Below are 14414 nucleotides of genomic sequence, written 5' to 3'. Positions count from 1 at the left end.
TCGACGCATGCACGTCGATAGCGAGCTTGATCACTGAGGGCAGTGCGTTCTTATTGTCTAATGTAGATGATGTGGGTCTTTGCATAGGTTTATCAGTCTAGCGCTCCCACGCTCCTGATAAACCCCCATGTCATCTACCGGAGTCAGGGGCAGTTGAACAAGGACAGCAGCATCGAAGGCGTTGCGTCCTTGATGCAAAATCTCTAGCCCGGCGAGGGTCGCTTGGACTGAGGCGGTCGACACCATCGCGTTTTCGGCGCGATAGGCACCAGTTGCACCGGGACCGAAGAAGTCGCCGACCTCAACGCGGACCTCTGGATCGGACTCGACGAGGGGTTGCGCAGAAGTGGCACAGCGCCACCCATTGATGAGCAACAACGAGAGAGCAAAGAAGACCTTTTTTTGAACTTCGAACTTCAAACTTCGAACGTTTAAAGTCTGTGAGTTGGAAGTTCAGTGTTCGATGTTCAAAGTTTAACGATCGCCGTCTTTATTCTGGGAGCTCCGGTTACGCCGCAGTGAAAGAAAGAAGAGTCCAGCCGATAGCGGCGAGAACCCCTGCGACAACGCATGGGAGGATCTGGGTTCGCACGTGGTCCATTAGGTCGCATCCAGTTGATATACTCGAAAGGACCGTGGTATCCGAAATCGGTGAACATTGGTCTCCCATGACGCTCCCGTTGATTACCGCAGCAAAGCAGATTTGGAGGTATAAGATTGGGGACTGCATGTCTCCAGCGACCGCGGTTGCCCAGGCAAGAGGCATCGCAAGCGGGAACGTAACCGCGTAAGTTCCCCAGCTCGTTCCGGTTGCGAAGGCAATGATGATCGTTAGCACGAAAAGAGCGAAAGGGAGAATCCAAAAAGGAAGGGCCCCTCCCAGAGCTTCGACTAGGAAGAGGCCGCCTCCGGTTTCACTGCTCAATCCGCCGATGACTACCGCGAGGAGTAATATCACCGCTCCGTAAACCACACTTTGCAGACCAGTAGTGAATCCCTCGACTACCTGTTTGAGGGACATCCCTCTCAGAATGCTGCAGAAGAAAGCGACCGCGATAGCGATTCCAAAGGCCCAGAGCACATTGGGAGAGCCAAGAAATTCGTTTGTTCCTACAGCGATTCCTATAATTAGGCAAAGGGGGAGGAGAAACTCCCAAGCAACGGGGCGATAGCCTTCCGGAACGGTATTCTTGGCCACGCCTGATGCCTGCAAAGGGGTGGCTCCGGGACGGTCGAGTTGCCCTGTCTCGCGAGATCTTTTCACCGCAGCACGAAAGCTCGGGCCGATAAACGGAAGTTTATCAATGCTGATCAGAAAAGTGAAAAGGACAGCGAGAATGGCGTAAAAGAAAAGATAAATGGAATCGAAGAAAAACGAAATACGATCTGCCTCGGTTGCGAGGACAGAGACTCCTCCGATGAAAATCAACCCTTGGACGTAGACAGGCCAAGCGTTGAAGGGAAGAACAACTGCGATGGGTGAGGACGTGGAGTCTACGACGTAAGAGAGTTCTTCGTGACTGACCTTTTCCGCATCAGCAACTGGCTTGACCGTCGTGCCGACTAGCAGCGAGCTTATCGAGCCACCCTGAAAAAACGACGCACCCAAGGCCCATGCAACCAGCTTGGCTGTTTTTGGACCACGCACGAATCGTTTGGTGACGAATTGGCCGAACGCTAACGCCCCCCCGTTTTTCGACCAAATTCCGAGTAGACCGCCGAGAAAAATCAGGTAGAGAAGAATCACGTTTGCGGCGGTACCGGTAGCGAGTCCCGTTGCCATGACACTTCCGGTAACATCATATTCCTGCAGCAAGAGTGCTCCCGAAACCACCCCTCCGATCAAAGCGGTGACAGGTTCTCTCGTGAGGAAACAGAGAACAATGGTCACAAACGCTGGGAAGAGGGACCACCATCCGCGGTGGGAGAAAAGGTCAACTTGATAATAGCGAGGGCCCTCGTCCGTTTCCACAACCACCTGTTCGGTGATCACCGCAGGTGCGACAGCAGGATTGGTGTTTCTCAACGGCCAAAGGATAGATTGGTCCGTGGTGATAAACTCAGAGATGCCCCCGGTCTCGAGAATCTCTTGGAATTCTGACGGGGCGAGTTCCCTCGATTCGACGACATAGGTGGTGTCGGCAGAACGACCAGCCCAAAAGGACAATGTTAGGGCGAGGACGAGGAACCAGAAAGAAACGGTTTTGAAGATTCTCACGCGGAGAAGAATGCGGGATTCTGCTCAGGAGCCAAGCGGATCTTCGGGGAGAAGGGAAATGAAGTTGAACCGTTTCAGTCTTCTGATTTGTTCAGACCCATGCGGGTTTTCATGCTTACGGGTTGTTTTTTGAGCTTTCTGGTGGGGTGTTCGCAGGTTCCAGACGCTGGCGAGCCGCCTGCTCCGGTTGGGGTATCTACAGAACTACTCGCTCCCGCTGACCTGTCCGGGGGAACTATGAGGGTCGTGTGGATTCGGGAAGTGGGAGATGGAACGGATTGGCATGCGGCGACGGACAAGGTGGTGTTGATGGGTTATGACAGTGCGGACGGTTTCGGCGAGCGGGTGCTCCACGAGGGATTTCGGAATTACAACAAACCACTCTTGTCGCCCGATGGTCAGACTGTGATTTTTACGGATTTGTCTGATCGTCGAGGCAACATCATAAAGCTCGACTGGGGCGGATCCTCACTCATTCCGATGGGTTCGGGTCTTGCTTTGGATGTGTGGGAAGATCCGCGGGGGCAGGTGTGGGTGTACTCGGGACGAGGCCCTATGGACAATCGTGGCAACGTATCTGGAGTGGACCGCTTTCCACTGGACAATCCATCGGCACTGGAGGTGGTCTGGGATCACCCGGTGGCTCGGGATAATTTTCAACTGGGGGCTAGTGGAGAATTTGCAGGTGGCCTTTTCCCGGCAGCACCGAACGGCGGTCTGGTTAACTTAGATACCAAAAAGTTCAATGTATATGCAGGAGGCTGTTGGGCGTCGCTCTCTCCGGATAACCGGGGTTTGATCTGGGTGTTTGATGGGCGGCACCGGAACCTCCAGTTTTTTGCGACCAATTCGGATTTTCAGCCAGACGATTCAGGAGATCGGTGGATTGTGAATATTACGGGTGCTCAGGGGATCGATGGGGGCCGCACCTATTATCCCCGCTGGTCGAACCATTCCCGATTCTTTGGGGTTAGTGGTCCAATGCCCCACGGCAATTACGAGCTGGCGGAGATTTATGTGGGTCGCTTTTCCGAGGATTACCAATCAGTGGAAGCGTGGAGCCGCATTACCAACGACGATCGGCCCGACCTTTTCCCTGATGTGGCTGTCTTCCCCGGAAAGATTCAAACGAATGCAAAGGGATCATCCGCTGAATCGTCTGATGATCGGAAACTGGCGCAGAGTGCTACCACGTTTCATACAAGAGGTGTTCTTCTAGCGAAGACACAGCCGCGGACGGCAGACTTAGGAACATACACCTCGGCGTTTGCGGTTTATCGATACCGAGTTGACGCCTTGCCTGAGACCGGCGATCCAGGGGAGGTGATTGTAGCCCACAAAGTGATTGAAGACAGTGAGATGATACGTGGTTTCCGTCGGAGCGTAGGCGACTCATACGATCTGTCTCTGGAGATTTATGATGGAAATCCTAAGTTCCAAGGTCCGAAGGTTTTCTCCGACCTGAACGAAGGAGCGGAGACGCTGTATGTCGACGTATCCAACTGATTGTGACCCTTTTCGACTTTCATCTTCACTGGTATCCTCCTTTTAAAAAGCAGCCTTTTCAAAAACGAATCGGCGAGTTAGCCGCGAAGTATAAAGGGATAGTTGGCGTCGTCTATGATACGGATTTTGTCGAGTGTTGGCCGTCCTTCCTCTTGATCTGGCAACAGTTTGGCTTGTCTGAAGTGGAAGAGTCAGACGTGGCCGTTTCAGGTGTTTGGGAACAAACGGGAACAAAGATTTCTTTCTTTCGCGGGAGCCAGGTCGTTTCGGAGGAGAATGTCGAATTGCTGGTGTGGGGCAAGAAGCCAGAGGCTGGACCACTGGGCGCGATGATCCACGAAGGCGTTTCAAACGATGATGTTGTGATTTTGCCGTGGGGCTTCGGGAAGTGGCGCGGAGCGCGTGGAGAGTTGATTGCAAAGGAATTTGGGAAGACTCGCCCGGGACTTTTCGCGGGTGACTCGGGGACCCGTCCGGATCGCGGAGTCGGATCCCGTTTCATAGCTGGAGTCTGGAAGGAATGGGCGGGTTCGCGGCGTTTGGATGGCAGTGATCCGCTCCCGATGAACGGGGAGGAGGCGAACGCATTCTCGGCAGGAATGCTGTTCAAAGGCGAAATTCCTCGGGTGGGTGACGTGACACAGCTGAAAGCGTGGCTTGTGGAGAACGGAAATGAGTTGGAGCCTATTCGGAAGCCTTTTTCGAGTGTTCATGCGTTGAAGGCCCAAGTGCGACTTAGAAGAAAGGGATTTAGTTTTCCACAAGAGTTGCCTTCTGGCTTTACGGGTGAATCGGATCGCGGCGACATCGAGTCCGCGACGGATCGGTATGCGCGGCGATTCTCGGGAGATGTAGGAGCCTTTTTCTTGGAGCGGCAAAGGACTCTCGCGCTTGAATTGGCAGAGAGGATGAAAACGGAGGAAAGAGGAGAGACAGCATCCTCCCTTCTGGATCTGGGAGGGGGGCATGCACAATACTCTCCGGAATTCCATAAACGTGGTTGGACGGTATCGATATTCGCGAGTCATGAAAGTTGCCGTCGAAGGCCGGACCGTCTGCTGGGTGAAGAGAACTATCGCTTTTCGACAGGGGACTTGCTCCACCTGCCATATCCGGACGATTCCTTTGATGTGGTAACCGCTTTCCGCCTGATTACCCACGAACGCAGTTGGGAAAAGTTGATCGCTGAGGCTGTTCGGGTTTCCCGTTGTGGAGTCATCGTGGACTATCCGGATCTTCGAAGTTTTAATTTTCTTTCCGGTATGTTCTTTCTTTTGAAAAAAGGAATTGAGAAGGACACGCGAAAGTTCTCGATTTTCCGTCGAAAGCAGATCGTGGCCGCAATGAGGAAGGCAGGTGTGGCAGAGTTTCAATGGCGTCCTCAGTTTTTCCTTCCAATGGCGCTCTATCGAATGGCGGGATCAGGCAGATTGGCGAAACGTTTGGAAGCGGTCTTCGGGAGGATAGGACTCACCAGTTTGTTCGGCTCTCCGGTAATCGTTTCGGCGAAAAAGGAGAAGGTTCTGTGAAAAAAGCTCCGGAGAGGTCAGTGGCTATTTTGGCGCCACATCCCTTTTTCATCGAGCGTGGGACACCCATCGCGGTGAGGGATCTTGCCGAGATTCTCTCCGAAGGAGGGTGGAAGGTGACTATCGTGACCCTACCTTTTGGTGACGATCCTCAACTCAACGAGGTTGAGCTGATCCGAACGTTTCGGATCCCTTTTGTCCGCTTTATCGGGATCGGTCTTTCTTTTGGGAAGCTGTGCGCCGATGTGTTTCTCATGGGTCGTTTCTTTCGGATGCTGTTCTTTCGGCGGTTCACAGTTTATCACGCGGTTGAAGAGGCTGTTTTTGTTGCGTGGTGGATCCGGCTGATTTTTCCCGCTAAGCTGGTCTACGATATGGACTCTTGCATGAGCGATCAGATCGTCGAGAAGTTTCCGCGGCTTGGCTTTCTTAGGTCCTGTTTACGATGCGCCGAACGATTTGTGATGAAAAGAGTGGATTGGATACTTCCCGTTTGTCCGGCCCTCGAAGAGATTGCTGGAGGTCTGGCACCGCTGACACCGCGAACCACGCTTCATGATGTTCCACCGCCCCGAGGCGATTTTCCTCAAGACGATTTGTTGGATTTGAAGACGTTGGTGGGAGCCGGTTCGCTCATTGCTCTCTACGTCGGAAATTTTGAAAAGTATCAGGGCGTCGACCTGCTGATTGATGCGATGAAACGGATCCCTGATGTCGAGGATTTGGAATTGGTATTGATTGGTGGCGGAAAGCGGCAGGATGAATTGGAGAGACAGATTCGGGGAAGTGAAGTGGAGGACCGTGTCCATTTTACAGGGCCGCAACCGTTGGATCATCTCCCTTTCCTTTTGGACCAGGCCGACATCCTTGTCTCGCCGCGGACAAAAGGAGTAAACACACCGATGAAGGTGTATTCTTACCTCGCTGCAGGAAAGCCTCTGCTTGCGACAAGAATTTTATCTCATACTCAGATCCTTTCGGATGACGTGGCGTTCTTGGCGGAGGCTTCTGAGAAAGGATTGGCTGATGGTTTGTTGGCTCTGCGGGAGAGTTCCGATCTTCGGCAGCGGCTAGGGGGAAAGGCGAAAGGTTTGGCGACAACCCTTTATTCGAGGGAAGAGCTGGCCTCCAAGATTCTCGGTGCCTATGAACAATTGATGTGAGTGAACCTGTTGACCAGTATGACCTTCTTGTGGTGGGAGGAGGAATTCAGGGTGCATGGGTAGCTCTTGAAGCAGCTCGTGCCGGGCAGTCAGTTCTGTTGGTCGAAAAGGGGGACTTTGGATCGGGAACATCAGCCAATAGTCTCAAGGTCCTGCATGGAGGCCTGCGTTACCTGCAACACGGCAACTTGAAGCGCATTCGTGAATCAAGGCGTTCCGTTCGAGCTTTGCGAGCAGTGGCCGGTGATTTCATTGCGGATATTCCCTTTGTCTTGGAGACGAAGGGTAAGGGAGTCCGTGGGGTATGGGCGATGCGAGTAGCCCTTGGGATCTTTGGGATTTTGTGTCGAGTTTGGTCAGACGGTGGGACCATGGCCAATGGGAGGGTGAAGCGCTGCGATCCCTCGCGGGAAGTTCCGGCTGTTCGTTTCTCTGATGATGCAACGGGTATCGCGACTTGGAATGAAGCGGTCATGAGGAATAGCGACAGAGTGGTTTTTGAAACCATCCGAGCGGCCTGTCGGGCAGGTGCCAGCTGTTTGAACTATGTCGAAGCGACTCAGCTGAAGCGCGAGAAAAGGAATCTTTGGAAGGTTGCCCTCAGGGACTTGAAGAGCGATCGGGAGTGGGAAGCGGTTGCTGGTTGTTGCGTAGAGGCCACCGGAACTAAAGTGGAAGATCGGATGAGTGAATCGGAGCGCCTCGCGGTTCTGCGAGGAGTCAATCTGGTTTTTGATGGTAATCCGTTTGGGAGACGGGCCGTCGGTCTGGAGAGTTTAGACCCTTCCAAAGATCCAGATGCGCTGATTCGACACGGGAACAGGTTGCTCTTCTTTGTGCCTCGTGGTGAGCAGACCATGGTCGGGACTTGGTATGATCGTATCGATTTAACAAATACTACTGTATCCGAGGATGACGTCGATCAATGGCTTTCTGAGATTGAAGAAGTCGCTCCTCAAGCAGGCTTCAATCGGCAAACGCTGGCTTACGTGCATGCAGGCCTCCTTCCAGCAGATTCTCGGCCTTCGGGTGGCGATCAACCGGCAAAGGAAAGTGAAGTCTATCTTCGAGAGTCTGATCATGTTTTGGTGCGCACAGTAAAATACACAACCGCTCCTGAGATTGCCCGGGAGGTATTGCAGAAATTGGAATGCAAGTTAGCTCCCCGACTCGTTCATCGGGAGTTTGAAGAAGTTCCAGATTGGGAGCGATTGCTCTTTGCCGAAGATACGATCGAGCCTTCAGAACTGGCTAGTGCCTGTAAGGCGGAGATGGTTTACCGGCTTAGTGATGTCTTGTTTCGGCGGACAAACGTTGCTTTGGATCAGAAACTTTCGAAATCAAGTCTGATCCGTGCTGCAGATCGACTCGATACCATCCTTGATTGGGATACTGACCGAAAGAAAAGGGAAATTGAAGAGGTGAATAGGCATCTTTGGCGAAGTGAGCCCGAGGAGAACGCAGTAGAATGACACGAATTCCGTGGTCAGAGAGATACAGTCGATGGCGGGCTCCGTTGGACGTGTTGTTGGGCTGCTATCCAGCATTCGCTTTTGGAGGCCGATTGAATCCGAAGATCCTTCCTGTTTTTCACTTTCACGAGGTCACGCCATCGTATCTGCGACCTTTTCTGGAGCATCTTTCGAAAAATGGTTATCGCACGGGTTCAGTAGAAGATATTCTTGAAGTTGCGAAGAACGGGAAAGAGCCCTCTCCGAAGACCGTCGTTCTCACTTTTGATGATGCGTGGTCATCGCTCTGGACAGTAGCGGCCCCTCTTCTCGAAGAACTCGGTATGCAGGCGATTACCTTTGCGATTCCCGGACGGGTATCGACGCAACCGGGGGTAAGAGACACGATTCGGAACCGTCCTGAGCTCACTGATTTAGGGGATGCTGGCGAGGAACCCTTTTGCCGATGGGATGAACTGCGTCAGCTCGACAAAGGCAACGTAATCTCCGTTGAGTCCCATACCTTTGCCCACGAACAAATTCCGGTTTCCAAGGAGGCTACAGGCATTTGGACTGCTGAGGATTGTGAACGGGTCTCGTTGCTTTCACGACCGCTAGTCTGGTCGGGTGAAGAGAGTTTTCGTCCGTACGATGAGCGTGAGATTGGATCGCCAAAGCTGATCACCCACGCGCGGATGTCGGATGTTCCTGCTTTTCGAGGAGAGGCCGCTGAAAATGCTGCGGAGCAACGTGCAGCGATTCAAAAAGACCTCGTTCAGTGTCGGGAAGTCTTCGAGAAAGAACTAGGACGGCCCACACGGCTTCTGTGTTTCCCTTGGACCATTGGAGGGAAAGTTGCGCGGGAGGAAGCTGCGGTTGTAGGATATGAGGCTGCCTTTGCTGACTCTTTTCCGGGAAAGCGGTACGTTCACAAAGCATCCAGCCCATTCCGACTCATGCGGTTAAAGCACGAGTGGATTTTGAAATTACCGGGGTAATGCCCACTTTGGCCAATCGGCGTCGTTTCGAATCTCGGTAATCTCACCGAGATCATCGCGGAGGAGGTCTCGATATTCCTTCTCTAAAAATCGGCTGTCATGAAGAACGATCGTTGCTCGGTGCTCTTGGCTGCGGACGAGTCTTCCGATGGCTTGGTTGACGCGGCGCATACCGGGGATCCGGCAGACGTGGTGGAATCCCTGTTCCTTGTCTGGGTATTCATCGATTCGGATGCGATTGATTGTGGAGAGCTCCGGTAGGGCGGGCCCAACGATGATCGCGGTTTCGATAATCCCTCCAAGAGAGTCGACCGCCTCCGAAAAGCTGCCTCCCAACATGAGAAAGAGGACATCGTTGGACAAGGGGGCTGTGCGGGCGAAGTTTTCCCGTTCCTCGACATTGAGATTTCTGGGCTGGACCTCCGATCGGAGGTGGGGAGCGATAGCACCCAGGTAAGTTGCGATGGTTTCCGCGTATTCGAAGGAGGGAAAGAACGCCGCGACACAACTTGTAGCTCTTTCCGCCAAGTCGCGGATAGTCTCTGCGGTTTTAGGGGCGTAGTTCCCACGCTCTCTGAGGGTTGTGCGGACTCGGCCATCGATGGCAGTGCGAAACTGGTTGGGACCCTGAGCACTTACCCGCACATAAGTTCCCGACCGACTCTCCATGCCACAATCCTCCAAAAAGATGGAAAACGGATCCAGAGTGCCTGAGAAGAAGACGGTTTGTGCGAAGTCCTCGAGCGTCTTCGTGATCCATGGACCAACTTTCAGGGGGAGCCAATCGATTCTTCCTTGAGATGGCGACCAGAGGATTGGGCGAAGGGCTTCGTTTTCCAAAAGGGCGTGGGCGGAGCCCAGTGCTTGCAAAGTGGATACAGTATCTGGAGTCAGCTCTCTCCAATCGACTGACAATTGGGAAAGTGACTCGGCACCAGCTTCGAAGAGGTTTGCGAAGAGGTAAGATTCCGTAGCACCCAGGGCTGAATCCGGGCGGAGAGAGGCGAATTCATGAGTCAATTCTCGCAGCACGGACGAAAGGGGTTTTCCTCCTCTGGCGGCCGATAGCTCGTCAGCTGCATGACCAACGGATCGATCAACGAGGGATCCGCCGAGAGAGGAGGCGACTCGATTCGGTAGGTTGTGGGCCTCATCGATGAGAAGCCAGGTTCGCGCTGGATCGAAACCGGGTTGTTCGAGAAAGACGTGCCGGGACGATGGGGAAAATAGGTAGTTGTAATCGCCGATCCAAAGGTCCGTAAATGTCAGGATGGCCCGAGAAAGTGTATAGGGGCACATCCGATAGGCATCGGCTAGGCGAATGATGTTCTCCCATGTCTTTTCGGAGTTGCCCGGTAGTGCGATAAGCTCGTCGAGGGGGGGAGTTGGTTGTCCTTCGTGAGGGGAACCACATTGATCGGGAAGGCAGTCTTCGCAGGGGAGCGCATTGTAGTGTTCGCGATGGTTCCTCATTCGATAGGTGCGAAAGTCGTTGCCCGACGGAAAAAGGGTAGCTGCTTCGACGCAGGCCTGCTCCTGACCACTCGTCTTTCCCGTAAGATAAATTATGCGGTCTGCTTTACCGACCTTTATGGCTTCGAGAGCGTGCTCCAGAATGATTCGGGTCTTGCCGAATCCGGTCGGCGCCTGAAAGCCAACGATCCGGTGCTGTTCTTCAGCAGCGGAGACCTCCCGGGATGCCTCAACCTGTCCTTCGCGGGAATGGTCTTGAAAGGAAGGCCAGGTGAGATTTTTCCGTTTGGTCGCCCGATTCGCAGAGAACTCGAAAAAACCCAACAGGCGTTCGATGTGCTTTTCCAGATCAGCTAGATCGTTTTTCTGCAGGGGAACCGTCTGTCGAATTGCCGAATCAATATTGAGAAATAGGAGGAAAGACTTCTCCGGGGAATCGATGCGGTTGGACGCAAGAAGGTAAGTGGCTAGCTGGCGGAAATAGCTTGGATAGCGCGTCCGCAACTCGGACTCGGAAAGGGGGAGGGCATCGGTTACGGTTTTGATTTCTCCGAAAACCGCTGTCGTAGCTTCCTCGTGGAAGAGATCGCAGCGTCCGTCGAGGAATAGCTGCCAACCGCCCCTAACGATTTTTCCCTGAACCGGATGCTCGTGAAGAAATTCGTCGGAATGTTCCTCCTGCACGGTTTTGTGCCATGCCCGTCCGGTTTCAAGACGCCAAGTTCCAGAGGTCCCTCCTCGACCCGCTCGAAGTACTTCGAATTCGGCCAGTTCGCGGATGCCGATCTGAACAATTCTGGTTTCTGGATCAATCTTCACGCTAGGAGCGGCGGCTTCAGCCGCCGAAAGCGTAGGTCACGAAGGAGAATCAAATCGGCGGCTAAAGCCGCCGTTCCGAATGAATCATTCGCTGTCCTGAACTTCATCTATATCCAGTCGAAGCGGAGAACTCTTGTCTGCTGGGATTGCACTGTGGTCGAGGATCGTGTGTAGGCTTTCGCGGACGATTCCTCCCATGCTGTTCGCTTTGAGGAATGCTTTGCGTTCATGGTGATCCGCCAGTTCAGCTCTCAACTGCTCGACGTTTTCCTGTTCGGAAATGGTGTCATCAGACATCTCGGCAAGGAGCATTCTGAGGCGTTTGTGGATGAGGTTGATGCGGCGGGTCATCATCGCGTGCTCCTCCAGTTGGTATTGGTAAGCCGTCTCCTTAATGAGGTTGTTTAGGCAGAAGAACACCAACTCGTTGTTGCTTTTGAAGAACTGGGGAAGGTAGGCGTGTTTGCGGCCTTGATAACTCTGTTGATCAAAATCCATCGGGCGGATCCTGAGTTGGAATCCCTCGAAGTCCGGGGTGATGTCTACGACAAAATTGTAGGAGCGCATGTCTCCCAGAAGGCGAAGGAAGCAACGCTCGTTGAATTTGACCAGCTCTTTTGCGAGTCGGATCCGGCTGATCTGAGGATTGTCGAGCCAATCGCGAATAAAGGCATCTCCCGGAATGCCGATTACGTGCTCCTCGACAAGAGTCTGTCCGTAGGTCAGGTAATGCATGCGGTTTGGCGAGAGGAGGTGCTCCAGTTCAAGACCGTAAACCCGAGAGGCATCCGCCTTTTTGATGTAGTAATAATCCTGGTTATCGTTGTGTACGTTGACGATGCGGATCCGGAAAGGATGGGAATTGCCGAACGTGCAGAAGTCGATTCGGTCCATGTAGAGATTGTCTACCGCTGACCATTCTCCATCGGTTTTGAGGATGCCATAGATCTGGGTAAGCGCCTTTGAAATTCGCTGCATATCGGGCTGGGGGTAGGCGACTGTTTCCCACAAAGTGTCTTTGCCCGCTGAATCCCGCAGTGGAACAGAAACCGAATAGTCGAGCAGCTCTTCGTAGGTTACCGGCAGCCTTCGCTCCCGTCCGTGTTTGGCCAGGTAGGAGCGTAGTCCTTCCTTAACCGGGTAAATGGGTTTTTTCCGAGTGGTCTGGAGTTCGTCGAGAGCCTCGTTCTCCTGCATGGATGGTAGGGTGACGTGATCGGCTTCGGATGGCGACTGTTAAACGTCTTTAGGATAGGAGTGGATTGGAGATGGGGAACTTTGAACACTGAACGTCCAACGTTGAAAGACAGCAATCGAAAGGAGCGGTCAGGACATAGGTAACACTGTTCTTGCCCTTTTCACGGCAGAAGCGCAGAACCGAGGCCAATGAAACGATTGGTAAAGGGAGATTGGGACGGGCTGTTCGCACTGGGTCTCGATAACCTGATCATGCTTTTGTTGATCAACGCGCTTGCGTTGGGGGTGATCGGCTTTGATCCGGAACTCCTCTTTACCCGTATTCTCCCCGCCAACGCTGTTGGGCTGATTGTCGGCAACCTCTACTTCGCCCGTTTGGCTCAAAAGTTGGCTGCTGAGACAGGACGAGACGACGTCTGCGCACTTCCCTACGGCATCAATATTTTTACGATTATCGTCTTCACCTTTGGGATTATGCTGCCAGTAAAGCTGGGTGCATTGGCGGACGGTGCAACCGAAGCCGATGCGATCCGGGCCGCGTGGGGAGCTGGCGTTCTTGCTGCGGTGTTCTCGGGTCTTATCGAGTTTATCGGTTCGTTCGCGGCCGGGTGGGTGCGACGAATCACTCCTCGGGCAGCTCTTCTTGCTGCGATTGGGGGAATCGGATTTTTATTTATCGGGGGCGACTACTTTTTTCGCGCCTATTCGTTTCCCTTGGTCGGCATTACGACCCTTCTCCTGACCCTCGTTCTTTACTTCGGAAAGATGAAGGTCCGCTGGGGGATTCCGGGTGGATCCCTTGTGCTATTGGTCGGGGTGATTTTGTCGTGGAGTCAGTTTTGGCTGACTGGTGGTGGACCTTCTGCAAATCTATCCATTTCCACTGATTATCTCGGGTTCTTTTTGCCGGTTCCGGTAGTGGGTGAAATGGTGGCTGCCCTGCCTTACCTTTTGCCCTATTCGCCAGTCATCCTGACGATGGGGCTGATCAGTTTGGTCGGCTCGCTGATGAACATCGAGTCGGCAGCAGCGGCGGGCGATTCTTATCCTACGAAAGGTCCTTTATTGGTGAATGGGCTGGGCTCGATGTTGACTGGGATCTTCGGTTCTCCGTTTCCGACGACGATCTATATTGGGCATCCCGGATGGAAGAAACTAGGTGCTCGGGCAGGCTACAGCAGTCTGACGGGAATCGTCTTTACGGTCATTCTATGCACCGGTTCGATCAGCGTTTTGGCAGGCATCATTCCGATCGAAGCGGGCATGGCGATTCTCATCTGGATCGGTCTTACGATTGCCAGTCAGGCTTTTGAGGCGGTTCCGCGAGCGCATATACCGGCCGTGGCGACGGGTATGGTTCCGGCATTGGCCGCCTTTTCCTTATTGACCATGCAAAGGACTTGGTCCGCCCTGGGTTTTGGAGGCGGTGGAGACGCTCTGCCGACAGATCCGTCGGTGTATTCGGCGCAGGGTCTGGCTCTCTCTGGCATCTTCGCGCTCAATGCCGGATACTTGTACACCTGTATGATTTTAGCCTCAATCACCTGTGCAATCATTGATCGCCGTTTTCGCTTGGGTGCTGCTTGGGCGGTTGCCGGCGCTGTTCTCGCCGGATTGGGCTTTATCCATAGTTTCCAGTTTACAGCGGTAGGCTATCAAGAAACCTTGGGTGACAATCCTGCTTGGGCGATCTATTACCTCATCGCAGCGGGTGTCTTGTGGAGTGTTCCTTGGGTTTTCCGTGAGGTAGAGTAGAGACACTTTAGTCGAGATGATGGGAGTGGCGGCTTGAGCCGCCGATTTGCGTGTTGCTCAAGTGAAACTCCACTTCGGCGACTAAAGTCGCCGCTCCTAAAAATCATCCATGCGAGAGAGAGAATTGGCATGGATGACCAAGGATGAAGAGGGTGGATGCCCTAATCGTAATCTTAATCTTTCTCTTAATCTTAATCTCCAGAATTCGATTAGGATTAAGAGTAGGAGTACGATTAAGGTCTTTAGTTCTAGATTGGGTAGAAGGAGACTTGTTGGTCGACATAGCCAAAATGGCGACGGCGGTT

Annotated in this window: 10 protein-coding genes; 6 read left to right on the top strand and 4 right to left on the bottom strand. The window is 53.2% G+C overall.

What is annotated here, in order from left to right:
- Positions 1 to 57 precede the first annotated feature (57 nt).
- On the bottom strand, positions 58 to 420 hold the full coding sequence (locus tag AAGJ81_05920; protein ID MEM0965667.1) for a hypothetical protein: 363 nt from the start codon (positions 418 to 420) through the stop codon (positions 58 to 60).
- Positions 421 to 508: 88 nt separating this feature from the next.
- Positions 509 to 2218 carry a Na+/H+ antiporter NhaC family protein gene (locus tag AAGJ81_05915; protein ID MEM0965666.1) on the bottom strand — a complete coding sequence of 570 codons (1710 nt, stop codon included), beginning with the start codon at positions 2216 to 2218 and terminating at the stop codon, positions 509 to 511.
- A 99-nt stretch (positions 2219 to 2317) separates the two neighbouring features.
- Here AAGJ81_05915 and AAGJ81_05910 point away from each other — a divergent pair, with 99 nt between their 5' ends.
- Genes AAGJ81_05910 through AAGJ81_05890 form a run of 5 tightly spaced genes read left to right on the top strand, consistent with a single transcriptional unit; the run spans position 2318 to position 8865 of the window.
- Positions 2318 to 3724, top strand: coding sequence for a hypothetical protein (locus tag AAGJ81_05910; protein MEM0965665.1), 1407 nt, complete (start codon positions 2318 to 2320; stop codon positions 3722 to 3724).
- A gap of 2 nt (positions 3725 to 3726) precedes the next feature.
- Positions 3727 to 5253 carry a class I SAM-dependent methyltransferase gene (locus AAGJ81_05905; protein ID MEM0965664.1) on the top strand — a complete coding sequence of 509 codons (1527 nt, stop codon included), beginning with the start codon at positions 3727 to 3729 and terminating at the stop codon, positions 5251 to 5253.
- Positions 5250 to 6416: a glycosyltransferase gene (locus tag AAGJ81_05900; GenBank protein ID MEM0965663.1), complete on the top strand. Its 1167-nt coding sequence runs from the start codon at positions 5250 to 5252 to the stop codon at positions 6414 to 6416. The genes AAGJ81_05905 and AAGJ81_05900 overlap by 4 nt, the downstream gene beginning before the upstream one ends.
- Positions 6413 to 7888: an FAD-dependent oxidoreductase gene (locus AAGJ81_05895; GenBank protein MEM0965662.1), complete on the top strand. Its 1476-nt coding sequence runs from the start codon at positions 6413 to 6415 to the stop codon at positions 7886 to 7888. Before AAGJ81_05900 ends, AAGJ81_05895 begins: the two co-directional genes overlap by 4 nt.
- Positions 7885 to 8865, top strand: coding sequence for a polysaccharide deacetylase family protein (locus tag AAGJ81_05890; GenBank protein MEM0965661.1), 981 nt, complete (start codon positions 7885 to 7887; stop codon positions 8863 to 8865). The genes AAGJ81_05895 and AAGJ81_05890 overlap by 4 nt, the downstream gene beginning before the upstream one ends.
- Here AAGJ81_05890 and AAGJ81_05885 read toward each other — a convergent pair.
- Both AAGJ81_05885 and AAGJ81_05880 read right to left on the bottom strand, forming a co-directional pair.
- Positions 8854 to 11157, bottom strand: a complete 2304-nt coding sequence (locus AAGJ81_05885; protein MEM0965660.1) for a helicase C-terminal domain-containing protein — start codon at positions 11155 to 11157, stop codon at positions 8854 to 8856. The genes AAGJ81_05890 and AAGJ81_05885 overlap by 12 nt on opposite strands.
- 84 nt (positions 11158 to 11241) lie before the next feature.
- Complete coding sequence (locus AAGJ81_05880) at positions 11242 to 12354, bottom strand: hypothetical protein (protein MEM0965659.1); 1113 nt, start codon at positions 12352 to 12354, stop codon at positions 11242 to 11244.
- Positions 12355 to 12543: 189 nt separating this feature from the next.
- On the opposite strand from AAGJ81_05880, the gene AAGJ81_05875 reads away from it, so the two are divergent.
- Positions 12544 to 14109: an NCS2 family permease gene (locus AAGJ81_05875; GenBank protein ID MEM0965658.1), complete on the top strand. Its 1566-nt coding sequence runs from the start codon at positions 12544 to 12546 to the stop codon at positions 14107 to 14109.
- Positions 14110 to 14414: the final 305 nt, after the last annotated feature.

The organism is Verrucomicrobiota bacterium, from assembly GCA_038744685.1.
In the GTDB taxonomy this organism is placed as follows: Bacteria; Verrucomicrobiota; Verrucomicrobiia; order Opitutales; family Puniceicoccaceae; genus Puniceicoccus.
The sequence above is the reverse complement of the archived record's forward strand: the minus strand, read 5'-3'. Positions and strand labels throughout refer to the sequence as shown.

Coding starts and splice junctions, on each gene's coding strand:
- AAGJ81_05890 (MEM0965661.1), top strand. CDS start 7,885: ATGACACGAATTCCGTGGTCAGAGAGATACAGTCGATGGCGGGCTCCG.
- AAGJ81_05875 (MEM0965658.1), top strand. CDS start 12,544: ATGAAACGATTGGTAAAGGGAGATTGGGACGGGCTGTTCGCACTGGGT.
- AAGJ81_05880 (MEM0965659.1), bottom strand. CDS start 12,354: ATGCAGGAGAACGAGGCTCTCGACGAACTCCAGACCACTCGGAAAAAA.
- AAGJ81_05910 (MEM0965665.1), top strand. CDS start 2,318: ATGCGGGTTTTCATGCTTACGGGTTGTTTTTTGAGCTTTCTGGTGGGG.